The organism is Segatella sp. (assembly GCF_977051555.1).
Genome location: NZ_CDRSSE010000029.1, coordinates 1 through 23,411 on the forward strand (window position 1 = coordinate 1; position 23,411 = coordinate 23,411).

Consider the following 23,411-nt stretch of genomic DNA (forward strand, 5'->3'; position numbering starts at 1 on the left):
GTGTAGCAGTTGTAGAGTGAACAGTTGTCATCAAACCTGTCTCGATACCGAAGTTATCGTTCAATACCTTAGCGATAGGAGCCAAGCAGTTTGTTGTACAAGAAGCGTTAGAAACGATCTTCTGACCATTGTACTTGTCAGTGTTAACACCGCAAACGAACATGTCAGCCTGGTTACCGTTAGCGTCAGCCTTAGAAGGAGCAGAAAGTACTACGTACTTAGCACCAGCCTTCAAGTGCTTCTCAGCCTTATCGTAAGCGAGGAAGAGACCTGTAGACTCAACTACGTACTCAGCACCAACCTCATCCCACTTCAAGTTCTCAGGATCACGCTCAGCAGTAACACGGATGTGGTTACCATTTACGATCAACTCGTTCTTCTCAACGTCAGCCTCGATAGTACCGTCGAACTGACCGTGCATTGTATCATACTTCAACATGTAAGCCATGTAATCTACTGGGCACAAGTCATTGATAGCTACTACCTGTACTTCCTTTGCGTTCTCAGCCTCAACTGTAGAACGGAATACGAAACGACCGATACGGCCAAATCCGTTAATACCAATCTTAATCATTGTTCTTAATATTTAAATTAAAAGTTTAATAAAAATTACCTTTTTAACTGCTTTCGAGCGTTCATCTGATGCTGAAACATTCAAAATTTTACGCCTTAGAGCATTTTTTCTTCTTTTCGAGCGCAAAGTTACTAATTTTTTTCTAACTTTGCAACCAGAATGAGTATTAAATAAGTTAAAAAAGAATAGCAGAGCTTTAATATTGGCATTATTTTCTATCATTACATGCCATACTGACAACTCCATATTGCAAAAAGCAAAGAAAAAACTCTGCATTCTACACCTTTTATATATATAAGGAAAGAGAAATAGAAGAACTATCAAACTATAGTTTTAATTAAAAGATAAAAGTATGAGTAAATTTTTGAATGAATTCAAGGAATTCGCTATGCGTGGCAATGTACTCGACATGGCTGTCGGTGTTATCATCGGTGGTGCCTTTGGCAAAATCGTAAGCTCTGTTGTAGATGATGTCATCATGCCTCCTATAGGATGGCTGATTGGCGGCGTGAATTTCGCCGACCTCAAATTCACACTCCCTACCGTCAATGTTGGGGGTGAGGAACTGAAGGCAGCTACCATCAACTACGGTAACTTCCTCCAGACCTGTTTCGACTTCCTCATCGTTGCCTTCTGTATCTTCATGCTCATCAAGGTGGTGAACAAGATTTCCAAGAAGAAGGAAGAGGAAAAACCGGCAGAAGCTCCTAAGGCTCCGGAGCCAAGCAATGAAGAAAAGCTCCTCATGGAAATACGTGATCTCCTGAAGAACCAGAAATAAGAATAAAAAAAGTCGCCCTCTTTGAAGGCGACTTTTTTTATTCTGTTTATTCCCACTCAATTGTCGAAGGTGGTTTTGAAGAGATGTCATAACATACGCGGTTCACACCCTTCACCTTATTAATAATCTCATTACTTACCTTAGCCATGAAATCATAAGGAAGATGTGCCCAGTCAGCAGTCATTGCATCGGTACTTGTTACGGCACGCAAAGCAACAGGGTGCTCGTATGTACGCTCATCACCCATCACACCTACAGAACGGACAGTAGAAAGCAATACGGTACCAGCCTGCCAGATCTGATCGTAGAGAGATACCTCAATCTCGCCATTCTGCATGTCAGCAGGAACACCGGCAGCCAGGACGCGGCGAGCTTCCTCACCACTCAACTTCACCTTATACTCGCGCAAACCACGGATATAGATATCGTCAGCATCCTGAAGGATACGTACCTTCTCAGGAGTGATATCGCCCAAGATACGGACAGCCAAACCAGGACCTGGGAATGGGTGACGAGTAATCAGGTGCTCTGGCATACCCATAGAGCGACCTACACGGCGAACCTCATCCTTGAACAACCACTTCAAAGGCTCGCACAACTGAAGGTTCATCTCCTTAGGAAGACCACCTACATTGTGATGGCTCTTGATGACCTTACCGGTGATATTCAAACTCTCGATACGGTCTGGATAGATAGTACCCTGAGCCAACCACTTGGCACCAGTCTGCTTCTTAGCCTCAGCATTGAAAACCTCCACGAAGTCGCGGCCGATAATCTTACGCTTCTCCTCAGGGTCTGTAACACCAGCCAGGTCAGCAAAGAACTTCTCTGATGCATCAACACCGATTACATTCAAGCCCAAGCACTTGTAATCCTCCATTACATCACGGAACTCGTTCTTGCGGAGCATACCATGATCAACGAAGATACAGGTGAGGTTCTTGCCGATAGCCTTGTTCAGGAGAACGGCAGCTACACTGGAGTCAACGCCACCAGAGAGACCGAGGATAACCTTGTCGTCACCCAACTGTGCCTTCAATTCAGCAACAGTAGTTTCAACAAAAGAGTCAGCGCTCCAGTCCTGCTTGCTACCGCAGATGTCTACCACGAAGTTCTTCAGGAGCTGTGTACCCTGCAAAGAGTGGAACACCTCTGGGTGGAACTGCACTGCCCATACAGGCTGCTTGGTAGAAGCATAAGCAGCATACTTCACATTGGCAGTAGAAGCGATGCACTTGTAATCCTCAGGGATGGCAGTAATGGTATCACCATGACTCATCCACACCTGAGAGTTCTCGATAAATCCCTTGAACAAAGGATTCTCCTTGTCGAAATGTTCCAAGTTAGCACGGCCATACTCGCGGCTGTCAGCAGCCTCCACCTTTCCGCCCTGAGCAAAAGAGAGGAACTGAGCACCATAGCAGATGCCGAGCACAGGAATGCGGCCAATAAACTGGCTCAGATCTACCTTGAAAGCCTCCGGATCATGAACGGAATAAGGGCTACCGCTCAAGATGACACCAATGACAGATGGGTCATCCTTTGGAAACTTGTTGTAAGGCATGATTTCGCAGAAGGTATCGAGTTCACGGACACGACGGCCGATGAGCTGTGTGGTCTGAGAACCGAAATCCAAAATAATAATCTTCTGTTGCATATTGTATAATTTATAATTTATAATTTACAATTTATAGTTTACAGTTTATAGTTTATATCAATCTTGCTATACGGCATAGCCGCTATAAACTATCAACTATTAACTATCAACTATTAACTAACGACTTCAGAAATGCTTCCGCCTCTTTCAGCGTTTCCTGCTTTCCCACATCCATCAGCTTGAGGTCGTTCTTCACATATCCCTCAATGCGCACCTTGTCGCAATGCTTCAGATAGAAGTCCATGATAGGGAACTTATCCGGTTCCTCCTCCAGCAGCGGGAAGAGCGATGGGGCTACCATGTGGATGCCCGAGAAAGCATACATCTTATAATCTTTGGGATTGAGGTCAGGATAAGGACTCTTCAACTCGCCCGTCTCTATATTCGTCCATCCCACCAGTCGCATGGTATCATCAAAGAGGAGATAACGCTTGGTTTTACGTTCGCTCACCATCAGACGTGCCGCTATCATATCCTGACTTTCCATCTGGTAGAATTTCTTCAGGTCTACATTACTCAAGATATCCACGTTGTGGATAAGAATAGGCTCTGACTGGTTGAAGAGCGGCCATGCCTTCCGGATACCTCCACCCGTTTCGAGCAGCTTTTCACTCTCATCACTGATACGGATGTCCATACCGAAGTTGTCATGTGCTCTGAGATAATCGATAATTTGTTGGGAGAAATGATGCACGTTCACTACAATGCGAGTGAAACCGGCATCCTTCAACTGAAAGATGACACGTTTGAGCAAAGGTTCTCCCCCGACACTTACCAGAGCCTTCGGAATGCGGTCGGTAAGTGGCTTAAGGCGAGTGCCCAAACCTGCTGCGAATATCATTGCTTGCATCATTGCTAAATAGCTATTTTAAAATGTGCGTGCAAATTTACTAACTTTTTGCGAGATAGCCAAATTTGCACGCTATTTTCTATTGTTTTGCCGGTAAAACCTGCTCAATATGCTGTTCACGATGACAAATCTGCACTTCTACACCAAACTTCTGGTGAATATGTTCGGCAAGATGCTGCGCAGAATATACACTGCGATGCTGACCGCCGGTACATCCGAAACAGAACATCAGAGAGGTGAAACCACGCTGCATATAGCGGTTTACATGATGGTCGGCAAGTGCATAAACATGCTCCAGGAACTTCAATATCTCACCATCATCCTCCAGGAATCGGATAACAGGATCGTCCAGACCCGTCAACTTCTTATAAGGTTCGTATCTACCAGGGTTATGGGTACTTCTGCAGTCGAAGACATAACCACCGCCATTGCCCGACGGATCCTCTGGAATACCCTTACGGAAAGAAAAACTATACACTCTTACCACCAACGGTCCCTTACCATCATATTTAGAATAGGTGGCAGGTCCGTCCTGCGGATGCGCACGATAGATATTGTTGTCGGTAGTTTTATAGCCGTCAGCACGACTCAGCGCCACACTCTCTATCACCTTGAACTGTGGTAATTCGGTCAGTCTTCTCAACATATCCATCATATAAGGATAAGGGAACACCTTGTCGCCCATCTTCAGAAGATCGCGCAGATTCTGGATAGCCGGCGGAATACTGTCGATAAAATGCTTCTTGCGTTCGAAATAGCCACGGAATCCGTAGGCGCCCAATACCTGTAAGGTACGGAAGAGCACAAAAAGACTCAACCGGTTTACAAAATGGCGCACCGATGGAACCTCGGTATAATGCTTCAATGACTGGTAGTATTCCCAAACCAGTTCTCTGCGCAGTTTGAACGGATACTTAGCCGATGCCTGCCATAGGAATGAGGCGAGATCATAATAAAAAGGTCCTTTTCTACCACCCTGAAAATCAATGAAGTATGGATTCCCTTTATCATCCAGCATGACGTTGCGCGCCTGAAAATCGCGATAAAGGAAACAATCCATCGGCTCTGAAGTCAGATCCTTGGCAAAAAGCCGGAAGTTGGCTTCGAGCTTCAGTTCGTGAAAATCCAAATCGGTAGGCTTCAGAAAACAATACTTGAAGTAGTTGAGGTCGAAGAGTACACTGTCTACATCGAATTCTGGCTGCGGATAGCAGTTCTGCCAATCCAATTCTCTTGCACCGCGAATCTGGATATTCGGAAGTTCACGAATGGTTTTCTTAAGGAGTTCCTTCTCTTTCTGATTGTAACGTCCGCCCGCATCTCGTCCGCCCTTGATGGCATCGAAAAGCGAAGTACCGCCAAGGTCTGTCTGAAGATAGCAGAGTTCATCATCGCTCACCGCCAGAATCTGGGGAACAGGCAACTGTCTGAGCTGGAAATGCTGAGCCAGATATACAAAGGCATGATCCTCATCACGACTGGTTCCTATCACACCAATTACCGTATCACCATCATGCCCAATGATACGGAAATACTGCCGGTTACTCCCCTGCCCTGCCAATTTTATGACATCAGCCGGTTCTTCACCCGCCCATTTCTTATATAGATCAATCAGCTTTTCCATCATTATTCAGTTTACGTCGTTTCCGATCATCATCAATCTTCTGTGCGAAGTTATCTCCGATAAAGAGAAGCAATAAGATACCCAGCGTAGTAAGGAACGAGTTTGTAGTAGTCATTCCCAACTCTGCCTTTGTAATATAAATGAGTCCTCCGATAACAATCAGAAAGACCACTGCTTTTTTCCAATCAATATTGTTCATGCTATGAATTTTCTATTATGCTGCAAAATTACACAATTAAATTGAGAAAACAAAATAAAAACAAAAAAAAATCGGATGTCTCACGACAACCGATTTCCAAAAACAAACTACTTAAAAACTAATCTACTAAAACAAATCAAAAAAATATCTTTGCCATCCCTTCGGATGATACTTTCTTTTATTTACGATGCAAAGTTACAAAAAAAGATTATTCGAACCAAATAATTTTGCTATTTTTTGCATCTTCATGACTAAAAAAACAAAAAAACAGGGATAATTCTCTGAGAATCACCCCTATTTGATATTTTCGCTTTGCAAACTCGCAGTCTTACGATGTGCTTTGTTTGCTCAAATTATTCATCTAATTACATCATGCCACCCATACCAGGTGCTGCAGCTGGTGCAGCTGGTGCAGGCTCTGGTTTGTCAACCAACACACACTCTGTTGTCAAGAACAAGCCTGCGATAGAAGCAGCATTCTCCAAAGCTACACGCTCTACCTTGGCAGGATCTACGATACCAGCCTGACGCATATCTTCATAAACGTCCTTGCGGGCATTGTAACCGAAGTCACCCTCGCCCTCGCGTACCTTATTTACTACTACAGAACCCTCGCCACCGGCATTGGCAACAATCTGACGGAGAGGCTCCTCAATAGCACGCTCTACGATACGGATACCTGTTGTCTCGTCAGCGTTATCACCCTTCATATCCTTCAATGCCTCGAGAGCACGGATATAAGTAGTACCACCACCAGCAACGATACCTTCCTCAATAGCGGCACGGGTAGCGCAGAGTGCATCGTCAACACGATCCTTCTTCTCCTTCATCTCAACCTCAGAGTTGGCACCTACATAGAGGACAGCTACACCACCGGCGAGCTTAGCCAGACGCTCCTGAAGTTTCTCCTTATCATATGAAGACTTGGTATTCTCAATTTCGTTCTTGATCTGAGCTACGCGATCCTGGATATTAGCCTTCTCGCCATGACCATTAACGATAGTTGTATTGTCCTTGTTGACGGTAACCTTGTCTGCTGAACCCAGCATATCCAAAGTTGCCTGTTCCAACTTCAAGCCCTTCTCCTCAGAGATAACAACACCGCCTGTCAATACTGCGATATCCTCCAACATGGCCTTGCGACGGTCACCGAAGCCTGGAGCCTTCACAGCGCAAATCTTCAAACCGCCACGCAAACGGTTAACAACCAAAGTAGTCAAAGCCTCAGAATCAACATCCTCAGCGATAACCAACAAAGGACGACCACTCTCAGCAGCAGGCTGGAGAATTGGCAAGAACTCCTTCAAGTTAGAAATCTTCTTATCATAAAGAAGGATGTATGGGTTATCCATTACACACTCCATCTTGTCTGCATCAGTCATGAAGTAACCGCTCAAGTAACCACGATCAAACTGCATACCCTCAACAACACCGATGTTGGTATCACGACTCTTGCTCTCCTCGATTGTGATGACACCATCCTTAGAAACCTTGCGCATTGCGTCAGCCAAGAGTTTACCAATCTCAGCATCATTGTTGGCAGAAACAGTAGCCACCTGCTCAATCTTATCGTAGTTGTCGTCTACCTGTTCAGCATGTTCCTTGATGAAGGCAACAACAGCAGCCACAGCCTTGTCGATACCACGCTTCAAGTCCATTGGGTTTGCACCTGCAGTAACGTTCTTCAAGCCCTCTGTTACGATAGCCTGAGTCAGGATAGTAGCAGTTGTTGTACCATCACCGGCATCATCACCGGTCTTGCTGGCAACGCTCTTAACAAGCTGAGCACCAGTATTTTCGAATTTATCCTCTAACTCTACTTCCTTAGCCACGGTAACACCATCCTTAGTAATCTGAGGAGCACCAAACTTCTTTTCGATTACCACGTTGCGGCCCTTAGGACCGAGAGTTACCTTTACTGCATTTGCCAACTGATCAACACCCTTCTTCAAGAGGTCGCGGGCATCCAAATTATATTTAATATCTTTAGCCATAATATATTCTTTCTAATAATGTTTAAATAAATATCAGCAAAAAGTTTTTATTTACCTTTTTACTTTTTTACCTTTAAGAATTACTCTTCTACTACAGCGAGTACATCGCTCTGACGCATCATGATATATTTAGTACCATCGAATTCGAGTTCTGTACCAGCATACTTACCATAGAGTACGGTATCACCTTCTTTGAGAATCATCTCTTCGTCTTTCGTACCCTTACCTGTAGCAACGACCTTACCACGCTGTGGTTTCTCTTTTGCTGTATCAGGGATAATAATTCCACCTACTTTTTCTTCAGCTGGTGCAGGAAGTACCAGCACTCTGTCTGCTAATGGTTTAATGTTCATGATTCTATAATATTTTAATTGTTATACATTTATTTTGCCAACAGGTATTGCTACCCGTCACCCCGCCAGTATACGAAAAACGTGCCAAAGCATCCATACTGACACTTTGACACGTTTAAATACTGACATTATATCACAAAAACTTGTGTTTTATTTCATTTTCCATTGATAATCGAATCTTTCAATATCCTCCTCAACCAGTGGATTACCATTCTGAACTTCGATGAAAGTCAGCTGTGTAATCGCCTTGATGGCATGATAATGCTCCAGAGGAATCACCACGGTATCACCCGCCTTCACATGTTTCTCCTCGCCATCAAGTACAAAGATGCCCTCACCTTCTACGAATGTCCACACCTCTGAACGATGGTGATGAAGCTGATAACTGATATTCTTACCTGGCTTCAAGGTAATACTCTTGGTGAGCGAATGATTGCCGTCAGCATACTCAGAATCGTCAATCACCCGATAAGTACCCCACCTTCTTTCCTCATACATCGGACGCGGAGTAAGATGTTCTACCGCCTTCTTGATGTCCTCGGAATATTTCTTTGCACAGACGAAGATGCCATCAGGACTCGCTGCAACAACAGCATCCTTCAAGCCATCCACATACAGAGGCAACTGGAGTTCGTTGATGACATGCGTATTCTCGCAATGACTTCCCATCACCGCATTACCGATGCTGGCATGGTGCAGCTCATCAGTGAGTGTATTCCAGGTACCCAGGTCCTTCCATTCACCATTAAACGGTACTACCGCTACCGATTCAGCCTTCTCCGCCACCTCGTAGTCGAAAGAGATTTTTGGAAATTCGCTATATCTTGCACGAGTATCTTCAAAGTTCTCACTCTGCATATACTTACGTACAATCTGCATCATATAGCCCAAACGGAAAGCGAAGACACCACCATTCCAGTAAGCACCCTCCTCCAGGAGTTTCTCTGCTGTAGGCACATCCGGTTTCTCGGTAAATCTCTTCACTATCTGATACTTCTCTCCTTCAGCAAAAGGAACCACATAACCATATTTTGCACTTGGATAAGTAGGTTTGATACCCATCAGCACGAGGTCGGCGACGTTTTTCTCCACACATTCCACCATACGGGCTATGGTATGGAAATATTCCAACTCGGTATAAGGATCACAAGGCATAATAACCACAACCTCGTCATCCTCACATTTCTTCTTCAGTTTCAGATAACTTGCAGCTAAAGCGATAGCAGGGAAAGTATCACGCCTCTCCGGTTCGGTAACCACAGAAACCCGCTCTCCCAGCTGGTTCTGGATAATATCCAGCTGACTGGCGTTTGTAGCAAGCGTAATATCGTTGGTCAGATTTGCTTCCTGAGCCTGACGTACCACGCGCTGAACCATACTTTCCATCTCCCCATTCTCCTTTTCGAGCAATGGCAAGAACTGTTTGCTTCTAGCATTATTGCTAAGTGGCCAGAGCCTTTTACCCGAGCCACCCGATAATAAAATTAATTGCATATTATTACTATCTAAATCGTTTATTGTTCATACTTAAGATTTCACAAATTAACAGTGAGAGACTGCATCACATCAGGAGTTTACTCCCAGTACCAACAGGTCTCAAAGAAGAATCATCCGTGATAATCCGGCTGCAAAAGTACGTTTTTCTTTTGAGACCACCAAGCAATTTCTAAAAAAACTACCTATTTTCATATAAAAATACCTAGATATGCGCAAGAAAGTAAAAAGGAAGAAAAAGCATCATTTAAACAGATTAAAAACAAGAAAAGTTGGTTCAAGCTGGTTCATGTTGGTCTATTTCGATATTTTTTTGCTGATTTATTTCCGATTTTCAACTATTATTATTACCTTTGCGACCAAATATCATTTAAGCATACCTCAAACAACTTAAAGATATATAAATAACTAGGAGTATAATAAACATAAGCAAATGACGAACAAGCATTATAAAGGAAATGAAATGATGAGGAGACTGGTGATAGGTGCCGATTTCGTTATTCTCAACATCGTACTGTTGTTCTATACCCAATATGGTCAAGAACTCATACCCGCGTATTTCGACAAAGCAACAAAGATTACCTTTTTTGTTGCCAATGCAGCCTTGTTCCTAGGCGAATACTTCTATTCCACCATCATTCATGTCAGAAAGATCGGGTTCCTGCAGGTTACAAGGCGTACTTTTTATCTGGCTGCAGCAACAACATTTTGTTTCTTTACTTTCTCAAGACTACTCAGTCACGGGGGAAAGATGTTCTCCTTCAGCATTATCTTCAGCATAACATTCTATCTGTCTCTCATCATAAGCCGTCTCTGCGAGCTCAAATTACTAAAGTATTTCCGCTCTAAGGGCCGCAACTCACGCACCGTCATCTTTGTAGGTAACGATCCTGCCGTGAGCGAGATGTACAAGACGATGACAGAAGATCCCTCGGCAGGTTATATCGTAAAAGGATATTATGCAGATGAAGACATCACTGATAATCCGGAAGGGTTGAAAAGAATAGGAAACATGAAACAGCTCAAAGAGATTATCTCTTCTACCATGAATGATACCATCAATGGTGAACCTTCCAATATTGACGAGGTTTTCTGCTGCCTGTCGCATAAAGATCCTGAGATCATCAATATCATACACTTCTGTGATAAGAATGTGATACACTTCTACTACCTGCCACGTGTGTTTGGTGAGTACAAATTGCATCTTGATGCCCAGAATTTCATGGGAAGGACGGTATATTCAAACCGCATAGAACCCCTAACAAGCACGTCAAACCGCATTATCAAGCGTAGCTTCGACATCGTGGTGAGCGGGCTTGCATGTTTGTGCATTCTACCATTCATTCCATTCATAGCTCTCATCATCAAGATTCAGAGTCCTGGTCCAATTTTCTTCAAACAGGCAAGAACGGGTCTGAATGGTGATACCTTCTACTGTCTTAAATTCCGTTCCATGCATGTGAACAAGGATGCAGACAAGGCACAGGCAACAAAGAACGACCCACGTAAATTTGCTTTCGGCAACTTTATGAGAAAGACGAACATAGATGAGTTTCCTCAATTCTTCAATGTTCTTAAGGGAGACATGAGTATTGTGGGTCCGCGCCCTCACATGCTGCATCATACAGAGGTGTATGGAAGCCTGATAGATAAGTATATGGTTCGCCACTTCTCCAAGCCGGGTATCACCGGTTGGGCTCAGGTTACCGGATTCCGTGGTGAGACCAAGGAACTCTGGCAGATGGAGGAACGTATCCGCCGTGATATCTGGTATATAGAGAACTGGTCGTTCTGGCTTGATATCAAGATTATCTTCATGACAGCCAAGAGCATTATCTGCCCTGACAAGAATGCTTATTAGGAGTCTATAAAAAGAAAAAGAGGATGTGCCATAAGTTTGGAAAATAGTTGGCGCACAACAGTTGACCCACGCATGCACATCAACTGTTGTGCATGCGCATATCAGCTGTTATGCAAGCGCACAACAGCTGTTGTGCGACCGGAGATACTAACTGTCTCAATAACATATTCTATCTCTTCCAACAACATATTCTAGCTCTTCCAACAACATATCCTAGCTCTTCCAGCAACATATCCTAACTCTTTCAACAACATATCCTAGCTCTTTCAACAACAAGAAGAGGGTGTATCATTAACTTATGACACACCCCCTTTTTAGGCATTCTCTTTACTTATTACTTAGATTACTTAGACGGAAGCCTGTTGAGCCAACAGGTAAGGTCATTCAACATTTGGTCGTGATACGGGAAGCCATGAGCGGCATCGCGGAACCCCCATCCATGTCCGGCAGTCGGATAGATGTGCATGGTACACTCGTTGCCCGCCTTGCTCATGGCAGAATAATAGGCTACGCCATTGGTTACAGGAGGAACAACCTTATCATCAAAAGACATCAGTATGATGGCACGAGGGGTAAGATTAGGACGAACAGCCTTGTCGTTAGACCACTCTTCTACCAGTTTCTTATTGGTATTACGCTCTTCACCCAAGAAATTCACACATGATCCCTTATGAGAGATACGCTCATCCATTGAAATCACCGGATAGAAAAGAATCGAGAAATCAGGTCGCACAGCCGCCTCTGCATGAGTACTGACGGAAGAAGCCAAATGACCGCCGGCAGAAAATCCCATAATTCCAACATCTTCCTTATTTATTCTCCATACTGCAGAACTGTCACGAACGGTTCGCATCGCCTGATAGGCATCACTCAACGGAATATTGCGATTTCCCTTAGGCATACGGTATTTCAAGACGAAGAAAGCGATACCCTGTTTGTTGAAATATTCTGCCCACTGATGCCCCTCATGATCCATCGCAAGATGGGAATAGCCACCTCCAGGACAATCTACTACAGCTCTTCCTGAAGGATTCTTAGGAAGATAACAGGTGAGTTCACTCAGACCGTCGCTACTGTTCTTCAATACGAACTTGCGAGCGGTAGATTGAGCTGATGCTGTAATTGCTGTCAGCATCAGAAGAAAAAAAATCATTGTCTTTTTCATTTTTCTTTTTTGTTATGTTGTTTTTATATCTTTATTCTGTTTTGCTAAGATAATGCAAAGATAGGCATTTTTTCGTTAACCCTATGTTATTTTTTCTTCTTTTTTTGGTGTTTTTGTTCCAATCGCTTTGATTATTGGTTCTTTTTTGCTATATTTGCAGAAAAATTGCTGCACATAGCAATCGGAGTAACTCTCTCTGCTGTCGCTAGCACTATTTTTGCAGTCTCACATATAATATTGACATAGAATTATGAAGGATTTTTTCAAGAACGTGGCAGCCACTATCGTAGGACTGTTTGCCTTCGGGCTTATCATGACCATTCTGGGATTCATCTGCATCATCGGAATGGTGGCATCGAGCAACAGTAAACCGGCATTGAAGGACAATGCTGTGATGGTACTGAAATTACAGGGACAGATTGAAGACCGTTCGGAAGATAACTGGCTCGGCGAACTGACAGGCGAGCAGTTTAATAACCTCGGCATGAACAAGATTCTCTCTTCTATCCGCAAGGCAAAGGATGAGGATAAGGTGAAAGGTATCTATCTGGAGACAGGTATACTTGAGACGGATTATGCCACATTGCAGGAAATCAGAAATGCACTTGCCGACTTCAAGAAAAGCGGCAAATGGATTATCGCATATGGTGATGCTCTCTCACAGGGCGGATATTATCTGGCTTCAGTTGCCAACAAGGTTTACGTAAACCCGGAAGGCAATGTGGACTGGCATGGTATTGCATCGCAGCCACAATATATCAAAGATGTAGCTGCCAAGTTTGGCATCCACTTTACGGTAGTAAAGGTTGGCAAATACAAGAGCTATACTGAAACGTACACAGAAGACAAGATGTCGGATGCCAACAGAGAGCAGGTTTCACGGTATATAGGTGGACTCTGGCAACAAATGCTGGCAGATGTGAGCAAGAGCAGAAACATCAGCAAGGATTCACTGAACCACTATGCCGACGGACTGATGGTGTTTGACGATACCAAACTACTGAAATCTCGCAAGATGGTAGACGGATTCTGCTATTATGATGAGATTAGAGACGTGGTAAAGAAACAATTGGGTCTGAAAACAGACGAAGCCATCAACCAGGTAGATTATAACGACGTAGATATGGCTATAGACGACTCTAACCTGATGGGAGAAGAGATTGCCGTATACTACTGCCAGGGTTCTATCGTGAGAATGGAGACTCCTAGCATCTATGGCTCTGAGCAGCAGATAGTAAGTACAAAGGTAATCAAGGACCTGCAGGAACTCGCCGACAACAGTCAGGTGAAGGCTGTAGTTCTGCGTATCAATTCGGGCGGTGGCGATGCCTATGCTTCGGAACAGATATGGAGAGCGGTCAAGGAGTTGAACAAAAAGAAACCGGTAGTGGTTTCGATGGGTGGCATGGCTGCTTCGGGCGCTTATTATATGAGTATGGGTGCCCAATATATCATGGCACAACCTACCACACTGACCGGTAGCATCGGTATCTTTGGAGCTCTTCCTGACTTCAGTGACCTGATGACCAAAAAGTTAGGCTTCAAGTATGATGAGGTGAAAACCAACCGCAACAGTGCTTATGCTTCGGCAGGCATGTCACGCCCATGGAGTGCAGAAGAGATTGCCACCATGCTAAACTACGTGAACCGCGGATACAGCCTCTTCCGCAAACGTGTAGCTGAGGGAAGAAAGATGAGTACCGAACAGGTTGAAAAGATAGCTCAAGGAAGAGTATGGCTGGGAACAGACGCTAAGGACATCAAGTTGATTGATGGATTCGGCGGACTGAGCGACGCCATCGACAAGGCTGCAGAACTGGCTCATCTCAGCAGTTATCAAGCTGTAGAATATCCGGCAATGGCAGGATGGATGGAACAGTTACTGGATATGGCGGGCGGAAATAAGGGAACCTACCTTGACGAACAGTTGCGTCTGGCTTTGGGTGACCTCTACCAGCCATTCATCATGATACGCAATATGAAGGAGAAAGAGCCTATACAGGCTGCACTTCCTTACGTATTGAACATACAATAACATTTATAATAAGGTATGCGTACATTATTATATAGACATACCGAATTAAGAGAAAGGAAACAGACATGAGAACAGAAGGCGATCTTATCAAGATCAACGACTGGCTGCTACCACTGAGTTGGATTTATGGTGGCATGGTCAGATTTCGCAATTGGCTCTTCGATATAGGACTGAAAAAGAGTCAGTCATTCTCAATCCCGATCATCTCTGTGGGTAACATCACAGTGGGCGGATCGGGCAAGACTCCCCATGTGGAGTATCTCATACGCTTGTTGCATGACAAGGTAAAGATTGCTGTGCTATCACGTGGTTACAAAAGAAAGACCAGTGGCTATGTGCTGGCTGATAAAGATACTACAATGTCTGAGATTGGCGACGAACCCTTCCAGATGCACAGCAAGTTTGACGATATCTATGTAGCCGTAGACGCTAAGCGTGTGAGAGGAATCGAAAAGTTGCAGAGCGAAGAGTCAACCAAGGATGTTGATGTGGTATTACTGGATGACGCCTTTCAGCATCGCTATGTAAAGCCAGGCATCAACATCCTGCTGGTAGATTATCACCGTCTGATCATCTATGACAAGATGTTGCCGGCAGGAAGGCTGAGAGAACCTCTGAGCGGTAAGAACCGTGCCGACATCGTGATTATCACCAAATGTCCAAAGGATTTGAAGCCAATGGAATTCCGTGTACTCACCAAGGCAATGGACCTCTACCCTTTCCAGAAGCTCTACTTCACCTGCATCAACTACGATACCCCAAAGGGCGTATTCGAAGAGCAGCAGCTAGCAAAGGAGGACTTAAAGAACTACCATGTACTGCTAGTAACGGGTATCGCATCACCTAAGCAGATGGAACACGACCTGAAGCCGATGGTTAAAAGTATGCAGTCGCTGAGCTTCGGTGATCACCATCGATTCAAGAGTAAAGACATCACCCGCATCAACGAGGCGTTTGAACAGATTCCAGAACCCCGTCTGATTATCACGACAGAGAAAGATGCCGTGAGACTGAAAGAGACTGAGGGACTCTATGAAATGGTAAAGAAAAGCATATATGAACTGCCTATCAAGGTAAGTTTCATGCTGGAACAAGAAGATAATTTTAACGACAAAATCATTAGCTATGTACGAAAAAATTCAAGAAACAGCATCCTGGCTAAAAGAAAGGATGACAACAAGTCCGAAGACGGCAATCATACTGGGAACCGGTCTCGGACAATTAGCTTCAGAAATAACTGACAGTTACGAATTCCCATATAGTGAAATACCCAACTTCCCTGTATCTACCGTTCAAGGTCATGCCGGCAAGCTGATTTTCGGTAAGTTGGGCGGTAAAGACATCATGGCTATGGAAGGAAGATTCCATTACTACGAGGGATACGACATGAAGGCAGTGACCTTCCCTGAACGTGTGATGTACGAGTTGGGCATCGAAACCCTTTTTGTAAGCAATGCTTCGGGCGGTATGAATCCGGAATTCCAAATTGGTGACCTGATGATTATCGACGATCACATCAACTTCTTCCCAGAGCATCCGTTGCGCGGAAAGAACTTCCCTACCGGTCCACGTTTTCCAGATATGCACGAGGCATACGACAAGAAACTCCGCGACCTTGCCGATGAGATAGCTAAGGAGAAGGGAATTGATGCAAAGCATGGTGTATATGTTGGCGTTCAGGGACCAACCTTCGAAACACCGGCAGAGTATCGCATGTATCGTGTATTGGGTGGTGACGCCGTAGGTATGAGTACCGTACCAGAGGTGATTGTTGCCCGCCATTGCGGAATCAAGGTTTTCGGAATCAGTATCATCACCGACCTTGGCGGTTTCGACGTACCAGTAGAGGTCAGTCATGAAGAGGTTCAGGTTGCAGCCAATGCTGCACAGCCTAAGATGACAGAGATTATGCGAGAAATCATCCGCAGATCTTAATTATAAATTATAAACTATTAATTATTTTGGATATCTCAAAGTTGGGTGAGTTCGGTCTTATTGACCATCTCACAAAAGGTTATGAAAAGAAAAACGAGTCTACCGTTTATGGTGTAGGCGACGATTGTGCCGTGATGCATTATCCCGACAAGGAGGTGCTCATAACTACTGACATGCTGATGGAAGGCGTGCATTTCGACCTTACCTATATCGATATGGTTCACTTGGGTTACAAGAGTGCAATGGTAAACATCAGTGATATCTTTGCTATGAACGGAACCCCACGTCAGATGGTAGTAAGCATAGCATTGAGTAAACGATTCAAAGTAGAAGACATTGATGAATTCTATAAGGGTCTTCGAATGGCATGCGACAAATGGGGAGTAGATATCGTGGGAGGTGATACTACCTCTTCTCTCACCGGTTTAGCCATCAGTATTACCTGTATCGGAGAAGCAGCAAAAGAAGAAATCGTATACCGCAACGGAGCCAAGGAAACAGACCTAATCTGTGTGTCGGGCGACTTGGGCGGTGCCTATATGGGACTTCAACTGCTGGAACGCGAAAAGGCTGTATACTACGGACAGATAGAAGATATCCGAAAGAAGATGGCTGAGGCTAAAGCAAATGGTGATAACGAGAAACTGGCTCTTCTGAACAGAGACTTAGAGAATATGCGCAACTTCCAGCCAGATTTCGCCGGCAAGGAATATCTCTTGGAAAGACAACTGCAGCCTGAGGCACGCGGAGATGTGATAGCACAACTGCGTGAGGCAGGTATCCGTCCTACCGCCATGATGGATGTGAGCGATGGTCTGAGCAGTGAATTGATGCATATCTGCGAACAGAGTCATTGCGGATGCAGAGTATATGAGAAGAACATACCTATCGACTACCAGACAGCCGTGCAGGCAGAAGAATTCAATATGAACCTTACCACCTGCGCCATGAACGGCGGCGAAGATTACGAACTTCTCTTTACCGTACCTATCGGTGACCACGAGAAGATTGAGACCATGGAGGGTGTAAGGCAGATTGGCTACATCACCAAAGAAAATCTGGGCAAGTTCCTCATTACCAGAGACGGACAGGAATTTGAACTGAAAGCACAAGGTTGGAATCCGCTGAAAGATTAATTTCAAGCAAGGGGATATTTAGTTAATAAACATTAAGCAAGAGAAAATATTTCGTTTTCTCTTGCTCAATTAAAATATTTATTGTACCTTTGCAACCGCAAAAAGCAAGATGGTGCCATAGCTCAGTTGGTAGAGCAAAGGACTGAAAATCCTTGTGTCCCCGGTTCGATTCCTGGTGGTACCACTCCTCCTTTCATAAAAGGCGGTTACTAACTGTGGTTAGGGCCGTCTTTTTTTTATATCCACACCTTAAGGTAACAGATATTACAAACAAGACAAAGTATAGAATTTATTAAACAAACTAAACTTAAAAAGCTTATGAAGAAGATTTTAATAGCTTTATTGGTCTGTTTCTCATTTGTGACAGCCAATGCCAAAGATTACAGTAAGTATTATCAGAACTTACCAGTTCAGATGGAGCAACCTACATTGCCTAGCATCCCAGACAATCATGTCAGTATCTTAGAATGTGGCGGTAATGGTGACGGACTCACCATGAATACCCAGGCATTCGCCAAAGCTATAAGCAAACTGAACAAGATGGGCGGCGGTCATCTTAATGTGCCTGCAGGTATCTACCTTACCGGTCTCATCTCACTGAAGGACAATATTGACCTGCATCTGGAAAAGAATGCCATCATCGTTCTTTCAGAAGACAAGAATGATCACTTCAAGATAGACGAGACTACTGGAAAGAAAGAAAACCGTGCTACTCCAGCCATCAATGCCAGCAAGAGAAAGAATATCTCCATCACAGGCGAGGGCACTATTGACGGAAACGGAGAATGGTGGAGACCGGTAAAGCGCAGTAAGGTTAGTGACGTAGAATGGAAAGAATTCCAGGCTATGGGCGGAACACTGAATGAGAAGGGTGACATCTGGTATCCTTTCAACCTGAAGCACGAACCTAATGTGGCTGAGAATATGGACGAACAGGAGAAAACCCGAACACACATGATCAGATTCACCAGTTGCGAGAATGTGCTCGTACAGGGAGTTACACTTCTGAATAGCCCTAAATTCCATATCATCCCTACCCGATGCAAGAATGTAATTATCGACGGAATCACCGTAAAATGTCCTTGGAATGCCCAGAATGGTGATGCGATTGACATCTCCAGCTGTAAGGATGTACTCATCGTAAACAATGTGATTGATGCTGGTGATGATGGTATCTGCATGAAGGGTGGCGCAGGCGCAGCAGGTGTGGCAGCAGGTCCTTGTGAAAACATCAATATCCAGGACAACACCGTATACCATGCCCATGGAGGTTTTGTTATCGGCAGCGAGTTCTCTGGCGGCATGAAGAATATTGTTGTTCGCAACAATACTTTCCAGGGAACAGATACCGGTTTACGCTTTAAAAGTGCAGTGAAGAGAGGCGGAACATCAGAGAACATCTATATCGACCATATCTACATGACCGATATCAAGGATGCAGCCATCACCTTTGAGACCACCTATTTTGATAACCACGTAGGTGCCAAGAAACAGACCGCTCCTGTAAAACAGGAATTCCTGCCAAACTTTCAGGATATCCACATGAGCAACATCTACGTACGAGGTTGCAAAACAGGTATTGAAGCACATGGTGCAGAAGGTATGGTACACGATATCACCATCAAGAACTCCAATATCTTCTACACCAAGGAAGCCAAGAATATCGATGCTGCCTGCAAAATTCTGTTGGAAAACGTACGTTTTGAAAGTTTCGCAAAGTAAATTTTCTACTCAACATTCAAGAAGTCTACTTGACAACAGTAAGCGTATGATCGCAAACCGTGAAATGAATATCAAGACCCTCATAAGGCATTCCATAGACCTTATGAGGGTCTTTCTGGTAATGCGGACGGGGATCTTGGGCAAGTACCTCTTTCAATATTTCAATCTTTTCTGCATTCAATCCCTGCAGACGCAGATGCCTGTCTACATCTTCAGAAATCTCTACATCAAGTTTCTGCCATTTGCGGTCATCAACAAAACCGCTCCTTGCCCCAGGATGAGAATCGGCATACACCACATACGGCTTGATGTCAAATATCGGTGTCTTGTCCATAAGATCAGCTCCCTTAACATGAATGACAGGACCATGAGGAGTCTCCCATTCGATATGAGAAATTTTTACCGATGAAAGACCTATATTATTGGGACGGAAAGGACTTCGAGTGGCAAAGACACCCACTTTCTCATTGCCTCCCAACACAGGAGGACGAACAACCGGACTGTGCGCTTTGTGCCTATTGGCAGAAAATTCCCAAATCAGCCAAAGATAATCAAAGCCCTCCATGCCACGCAGCGCATCAGGGTTACGAAATTCGGGTTCAAAAACAATCTGTCCTTCCAGTTCTGCTACCAATCCAGCCTGTTTTGGTATGCCAAACTTGCTACTGAAGGGAGAACGAAAATATGCTATTGGTTTTATCTCCATATTTACTAATTATTACACCTTAATTATATATAAGACGAAAAAAGCCATGAATTATTTTGCCGTATGCGCAAAATAATGTATCTTTGCAGACAAAATAAAAAACAAAAAGAAATGAAAATACAAAGACCATCGTATGAAATCTGGTTGCAGAAACCAGGCGAGCTCGGCATCTACCAGCAGATAGAACGAGCCGGAAGAGTATGTTATAAAAGTGAGAATAACACCACTGAGGAATCTGCCAAGCCTTTCGTGGAGCGTATGATGCAGAGTGAACACTTTGCCATGCTGGAACATGGAACCGTGTATCTGGTATGCAACCATGGAGAGTTACCACTCTATACCCACAACAAGTTTTCACGCCTAAACACCATAGACGGCAAAGACTACATTACAACCAACCTCCGTGTATTGGCAGAAAACAAGGCTATGGATGATCTGAAATACCTCAGCAACTATGAAGAAGGTAAACACGAATTGCGTATTACCGTTCATTTTACAACTCAGATTTCCATCACCCGAGAATATAACCGACACCGCGCCAACTCTATGGCAGAACAGAGTACCCGTTACTGCAACTATTCGAAGAATAAGTTTGATAACGAGATTACCATCAATCTGCCTACGTGGGTAGAAACAGAAGGTTTCGACGGTTCACAGGATCCCAGCGACTACCGCATAGAAGATATGTGTACAGACATCGCTGAAGGAAGAGCAGCGGAATGGGACAAGCTCACAACTTGGATTTTCGCCAATCAGGCTGCCGAATATGCCTACATGAAACTGATAGAGGCAGGTTGCAAACCTCAAGAAGCACGTGCCATCCTGCCATTGGACTGCAACACCGAACTGGTTCATACCGCTTTCGTAAGTGACTGGAAACATTTCTTCGACCTTCGCGCATTAGGTACTACCGGTGCACCACATCCTGATGCCAAGATTTTAGCCTTGCCACTGATGGAAGAGTTTAAGCAGAAAGGTTATCTCTAAGGTTTAAAAAATATTAAAGCACCCTTTCAAAATACAGATTTTCTATTCTTTTGACATAACGAATAGATATATTTTGTATTTTTGCAGTGTGTTTTTCATAGTATTAGATTTAAGGTTATCAAGATTGGGGCTACGGCGGTAGCCCTTTTTTATTGTCTTTTTCAGCCTAGCCTCTCATTTTTTTGCCGATTTTTCCACTTATTTGGCCCCAAAATGCATTTTTTTGAAGAAAAACGAAAAAAAGTTGGTGAAAAATTTGGTGGAACCAGAAAATAGTAGTACCTTTGCAACCGCTTAAGAAAACCAAGCTATAGTCATACAGACTAAAACAATGGAGAGATGGTAGAGTGGTCGATTACAACGGTCTTGAAAACCGTCGTACCGAGAGGTACCGGGGGTTCGAATCCCTCTCTCTCCGCAAGAGCCTTCTGAAAGAAATTTCAGAAGGCTTTTTTATTATCCATATCTGTATATTTCCTTCATATTCATTCACTATCTATTGCAAGAATACTTCAAATGTAAAATTATCCTATATTATTTGGTCATATCAAAGAAAACATGTAACTTTGCTCAAAAAGTAAGCTACACGCAAGAAAAGACGAAACAATGATAGATCGCTGTTACATAGAAATCACCAATACATGCAATCTCAACTGCCACTTCTGTCCAAAACATACAAGAAAGAAAAGACAGTTGAGTGCCGAGGAATTCGACCTACTCACCGACAAGATACGTGGGAAGGTCTGTTTCCTATATTTCCACATTATGGGCGAACCCCTGCTACACCCTCTTCTACCCGAGTTTATCAACATATCAAGAGAGAAAGGTTTCAAAACCGTACTTACATCCAACGGCACTCTGCTACACAAAGCCATGGATCTCCTTGATACACTTCCCCACAAAATACAACTCTCGCTCCACTCACACGAGAGTAATGCCAAGGGAGAGCTTGCCGGTTACATGAACGAGGTGATGACTTTTTCAACCCAAGCAGCAGAGAAAGGAACCTGCATAGTTCTCAGACTCTGGAACCAAGGAGGAAAAGACCGGGAAAATGAAGAAGTGATGGAACACATCGAAAAATTTGTTCCCAAGCCCTGGAAAGAACGACCTGACGGTTACAGACTTGCCAATAATCTCTATCTGGAGTTTGACAGGAAATTCGAATGGCCCAACTTTGATAACCATATCGAAGAAAAGAAAATGATAAAAGAAAACCTGGAATCAGGCATCAGAGAAGAAAAAAGAGAAGTTTTCTGCAAAGCACTACTCAAACAGATAGGCGTATTGGCAGACGGCACATTGGTACCCTGCTGTTTAGACCACAACGGGGACGTAGCACTAGGGAACCTACTCGAACAATCGCTAGAAGAAATTCTGGCTTTACCCCGTGCCCAAGCCATGATAGAAGGTTTCAAGCATCATCAAGCCACAGAACATCTCTGTGAAACCTGTGAATCAGCCCTGGTAAGAAACAGTTTTAGAGGAAAAGCAAGAAGTTAATAGGAATTATGAAATATTATACAGCAATGACAATAGCCGGCTCAGACAGTTGCGGAGGAGCCGGCGTACAAGCTGACATCAAGACAATGTCAGCACTAGGCGTATATGCCGCATCGGCCATTACAGCCATTACCGTACAGAACACCCTGGGAGTTTATGCCATCCAAGACATCAACCCCGAAATAGTAAAGGGCCAGATAGAAGCTGTGATGGACGACATCCACCCAGATGCCATCAAAGTAGGTATGGTTAACGACCGTACCACTATCCAGGCTATTGCTGAAGCCCTGAAAAGATACCAAGGGGAATACCAGCATCTCATCATTGACCCTGTGATGGTTTCCACCAGTGGTTGCAGACTCATGCAGGAGGACGCTCTCAGCATTTTCATACAGGAGTTATTACCACTAGCTACCCTTCTAACACCTAACATCCCGGAAGCAGAGATACTGGCAGGAATGAAGATACAGAATAAGGAAGACATCCAGAACGCAGCTTTAGCCATCAGTAAGTTAGGCTGTAAATATGTACTCATCAAAGGCGGCCATTTCCAGGGAGCAGAAAAGATTGATTACCTCTTCGAAGGCGGAAAGCCTATTACCAGTTATCGAGGCATTAGCGTAAACACACGCAATACCCACGGTACAGGTTGTACCCTATCCTCAGCCATCACTTCTTATCTGGCAAGAGAAATGGATATGAATACAGCTATCGCCATGGCAAAAACCTATCTTTCAGGCGCAATTCTGGCAGGAAAAGATGTACAGATAGGAAAAGGTCATGGTCCGGTGAATCATTTCTATGAACCCAAGGCACTGTTTATCAAATAACAGCC

20 protein-coding genes and 2 tRNA genes are annotated in these 23,411 nt (G+C 44.1%); 12 read left to right on the top strand and 10 right to left on the bottom strand.

The genetic code is table 11. The annotated features are described in order from the left end of the window. Positions 1-574: type I glyceraldehyde-3-phosphate dehydrogenase (locus tag ACWJAO_RS08050; RefSeq protein WP_449139877.1), on the bottom strand; the 574-nt coding region annotated here is incomplete at its 3' end. 352 nt (positions 575-926) lie between these two features. Here ACWJAO_RS08050 and mscL point away from each other — a divergent pair. Then, positions 927-1,355 (top strand): large-conductance mechanosensitive channel protein MscL, encoded by a 429-nt coding sequence (gene mscL, locus ACWJAO_RS08055; protein ID WP_117692014.1) that lies wholly within the window; start codon positions 927-929, stop codon positions 1,353-1,355. Positions 1,356-1,401: 46 nt separating this feature from the next. On the opposite strand, the gene guaA is transcribed toward mscL, so the two are convergent. From guaA to ACWJAO_RS08090, 7 genes are all read right to left on the bottom strand, one after another. Beyond that, a complete protein-coding gene (guaA, locus tag ACWJAO_RS08060) occupies positions 1,402-3,012 on the bottom strand; it encodes a glutamine-hydrolyzing GMP synthase (protein ID WP_449139878.1) in 1,611 nt (536 codons plus the stop codon). 106 nt (positions 3,013-3,118) lie between these two features. Beyond that, positions 3,119-3,865 (bottom strand): nucleotidyltransferase family protein, encoded by a 747-nt coding sequence (locus ACWJAO_RS08065; protein ID WP_449139879.1) that lies wholly within the window; start codon positions 3,863-3,865, stop codon positions 3,119-3,121. 76 nt (positions 3,866-3,941) lie between these two features. Next, complete coding sequence (locus ACWJAO_RS08070; RefSeq protein ID WP_449139880.1) at positions 3,942-5,486, bottom strand: RapZ C-terminal domain-containing protein; 1,545 nt, start codon at positions 5,484-5,486, stop codon at positions 3,942-3,944. Further along, on the bottom strand, positions 5,470-5,685 hold the full coding sequence (locus ACWJAO_RS08075) for a hypothetical protein (protein WP_006846290.1): 216 nt from the start codon (positions 5,683-5,685) through the stop codon (positions 5,470-5,472). Before ACWJAO_RS08075 ends, ACWJAO_RS08070 begins: the two co-directional genes overlap by 17 nt. Positions 5,686-6,050: 365 nt before the next feature. Beyond that, positions 6,051-7,679, bottom strand: coding sequence for a chaperonin GroEL (groL, locus tag ACWJAO_RS08080; protein WP_264909999.1), 1,629 nt, complete (start codon positions 7,677-7,679; stop codon positions 6,051-6,053). Between the two features lie 80 nt (positions 7,680-7,759). After that, positions 7,760-8,032: a co-chaperone GroES gene (locus ACWJAO_RS08085; protein ID WP_006846288.1), complete on the bottom strand. Its 273-nt coding sequence runs from the start codon at positions 8,030-8,032 to the stop codon at positions 7,760-7,762. A 150-nt stretch (positions 8,033-8,182) separates the two neighbouring features. Further along, positions 8,183-9,526 carry a sugar phosphate nucleotidyltransferase gene (locus tag ACWJAO_RS08090; RefSeq protein WP_022121638.1) on the bottom strand — a complete coding sequence of 448 codons (1,344 nt, stop codon included), beginning with the start codon at positions 9,524-9,526 and terminating at the stop codon, positions 8,183-8,185. Positions 9,527-9,959: 433 nt separating this feature from the next. Here ACWJAO_RS08090 and ACWJAO_RS08095 point away from each other — a divergent pair, with 433 nt between their 5' ends. After that, positions 9,960-11,387 (top strand): undecaprenyl-phosphate glucose phosphotransferase, encoded by a 1,428-nt coding sequence (locus tag ACWJAO_RS08095; protein WP_449139881.1) that lies wholly within the window; start codon positions 9,960-9,962, stop codon positions 11,385-11,387. A 343-nt stretch (positions 11,388-11,730) separates the two neighbouring features. On the opposite strand, the gene ACWJAO_RS08100 is transcribed toward ACWJAO_RS08095, so the two are convergent. Beyond that, on the bottom strand, positions 11,731-12,540 hold the full coding sequence (locus ACWJAO_RS08100) for an alpha/beta hydrolase (RefSeq protein WP_287593800.1): 810 nt from the start codon (positions 12,538-12,540) through the stop codon (positions 11,731-11,733). A gap of 262 nt (positions 12,541-12,802) precedes the next feature. Between ACWJAO_RS08100 and sppA the strand changes: the two genes are divergently transcribed. The 6 genes from sppA to ACWJAO_RS08130 all read left to right on the top strand — a co-directional run bounded on the left by sppA (position 12,803) and on the right by ACWJAO_RS08130 (position 19,380). Further along, complete coding sequence (gene sppA / locus ACWJAO_RS08105) at positions 12,803-14,587, top strand: signal peptide peptidase SppA (RefSeq protein WP_449139882.1); 1,785 nt, start codon at positions 12,803-12,805, stop codon at positions 14,585-14,587. A 65-nt stretch (positions 14,588-14,652) separates the two neighbouring features. After that, positions 14,653-15,828 carry a tetraacyldisaccharide 4'-kinase gene (lpxK, locus tag ACWJAO_RS08110; protein ID WP_449139883.1) on the top strand — a complete coding sequence of 392 codons (1,176 nt, stop codon included), beginning with the start codon at positions 14,653-14,655 and terminating at the stop codon, positions 15,826-15,828. After that, positions 15,713-16,522 (top strand): purine-nucleoside phosphorylase, encoded by an 810-nt coding sequence (locus ACWJAO_RS08115; RefSeq protein WP_294846894.1) that lies wholly within the window; start codon positions 15,713-15,715, stop codon positions 16,520-16,522. The genes lpxK and ACWJAO_RS08115 overlap by 116 nt, the downstream gene beginning before the upstream one ends. Positions 16,523-16,545: 23 nt before the next feature. Beyond that, positions 16,546-17,658: a thiamine-phosphate kinase gene (gene thiL, locus ACWJAO_RS08120; protein ID WP_287839965.1), complete on the top strand. Its 1,113-nt coding sequence runs from the start codon at positions 16,546-16,548 to the stop codon at positions 17,656-17,658. 111 nt (positions 17,659-17,769) lie between these two features. Next, a tRNA-Phe gene (locus tag ACWJAO_RS08125) sits at positions 17,770-17,842 on the top strand. A gap of 134 nt (positions 17,843-17,976) precedes the next feature. Beyond that, positions 17,977-19,380, top strand: coding sequence for a glycoside hydrolase family 28 protein (locus ACWJAO_RS08130; RefSeq protein ID WP_449139884.1), 1,404 nt, complete (start codon positions 17,977-17,979; stop codon positions 19,378-19,380). Between the two features lie 25 nt (positions 19,381-19,405). Here the strand turns inward: ACWJAO_RS08130 and tsaA are convergent, their stop codons facing one another. Beyond that, positions 19,406-20,086, bottom strand: coding sequence for a tRNA (N6-threonylcarbamoyladenosine(37)-N6)-methyltransferase TrmO (tsaA, locus tag ACWJAO_RS08135; RefSeq protein WP_006846275.1), 681 nt, complete (start codon positions 20,084-20,086; stop codon positions 19,406-19,408). A 111-nt stretch (positions 20,087-20,197) separates the two neighbouring features. Between tsaA and ACWJAO_RS08140 the strand changes: the two genes are divergently transcribed. From ACWJAO_RS08140 to thiD, 4 genes are all read left to right on the top strand, one after another. Next, positions 20,198-21,073 (top strand): FAD-dependent thymidylate synthase, encoded by an 876-nt coding sequence (locus tag ACWJAO_RS08140; RefSeq protein WP_449139885.1) that lies wholly within the window; start codon positions 20,198-20,200, stop codon positions 21,071-21,073. A 333-nt stretch (positions 21,074-21,406) separates the two neighbouring features. Further along, positions 21,407-21,491 (top strand) — tRNA-Ser (locus tag ACWJAO_RS08145). A 188-nt stretch (positions 21,492-21,679) separates the two neighbouring features. Then, complete coding sequence (locus ACWJAO_RS08150) at positions 21,680-22,576, top strand: radical SAM/SPASM domain-containing protein (protein WP_449139886.1); 897 nt, start codon at positions 21,680-21,682, stop codon at positions 22,574-22,576. Between the two features lie 8 nt (positions 22,577-22,584). Next, positions 22,585-23,406 (top strand): bifunctional hydroxymethylpyrimidine kinase/phosphomethylpyrimidine kinase, encoded by an 822-nt coding sequence (gene thiD / locus ACWJAO_RS08155; RefSeq protein ID WP_287863307.1) that lies wholly within the window; start codon positions 22,585-22,587, stop codon positions 23,404-23,406. The last annotated feature ends 5 nt before the right edge of the window (positions 23,407-23,411 follow it).

Coding starts and splice junctions, on each gene's coding strand:
- ACWJAO_RS08065 (WP_449139879.1), bottom strand. CDS start 3,865: ATGATGCAAGCAATGATATTCGCAGCAGGTTTGGGCACTCGCCTTAAG.
- sppA (WP_449139882.1), top strand. CDS start 12,803: ATGAAGGATTTTTTCAAGAACGTGGCAGCCACTATCGTAGGACTGTTT.
- mscL (WP_117692014.1), top strand. CDS start 927: ATGAGTAAATTTTTGAATGAATTCAAGGAATTCGCTATGCGTGGCAAT.
- ACWJAO_RS08085 (WP_006846288.1), bottom strand. CDS start 8,032: ATGAACATTAAACCATTAGCAGACAGAGTGCTGGTACTTCCTGCACCA.
- lpxK (WP_449139883.1), top strand. CDS start 14,653: ATGAGAACAGAAGGCGATCTTATCAAGATCAACGACTGGCTGCTACCA.
- groL (WP_264909999.1), bottom strand. CDS start 7,679: ATGGCTAAAGATATTAAATATAATTTGGATGCCCGCGACCTCTTGAAG.
- ACWJAO_RS08095 (WP_449139881.1), top strand. CDS start 9,960: ATGACGAACAAGCATTATAAAGGAAATGAAATGATGAGGAGACTGGTG.
- ACWJAO_RS08130 (WP_449139884.1), top strand. CDS start 17,977: ATGAAGAAGATTTTAATAGCTTTATTGGTCTGTTTCTCATTTGTGACA.
- ACWJAO_RS08075 (WP_006846290.1), bottom strand. CDS start 5,685: ATGAACAATATTGATTGGAAAAAAGCAGTGGTCTTTCTGATTGTTATC.
- ACWJAO_RS08140 (WP_449139885.1), top strand. CDS start 20,198: ATGAAAATACAAAGACCATCGTATGAAATCTGGTTGCAGAAACCAGGC.
- ACWJAO_RS08150 (WP_449139886.1), top strand. CDS start 21,680: ATGATAGATCGCTGTTACATAGAAATCACCAATACATGCAATCTCAAC.
- tsaA (WP_006846275.1), bottom strand. CDS start 20,086: ATGGAGATAAAACCAATAGCATATTTTCGTTCTCCCTTCAGTAGCAAG.
- ACWJAO_RS08070 (WP_449139880.1), bottom strand. CDS start 5,486: ATGGAAAAGCTGATTGATCTATATAAGAAATGGGCGGGTGAAGAACCG.
- guaA (WP_449139878.1), bottom strand. CDS start 3,012: ATGCAACAGAAGATTATTATTTTGGATTTCGGTTCTCAGACCACACAG.
- ACWJAO_RS08100 (WP_287593800.1), bottom strand. CDS start 12,540: ATGATTTTTTTTCTTCTGATGCTGACAGCAATTACAGCATCAGCTCAA.
- ACWJAO_RS08090 (WP_022121638.1), bottom strand. CDS start 9,526: ATGCAATTAATTTTATTATCGGGTGGCTCGGGTAAAAGGCTCTGGCCA.
- thiD (WP_287863307.1), top strand. CDS start 22,585: ATGAAATATTATACAGCAATGACAATAGCCGGCTCAGACAGTTGCGGA.
- ACWJAO_RS08115 (WP_294846894.1), top strand. CDS start 15,713: ATGTACGAAAAAATTCAAGAAACAGCATCCTGGCTAAAAGAAAGGATG.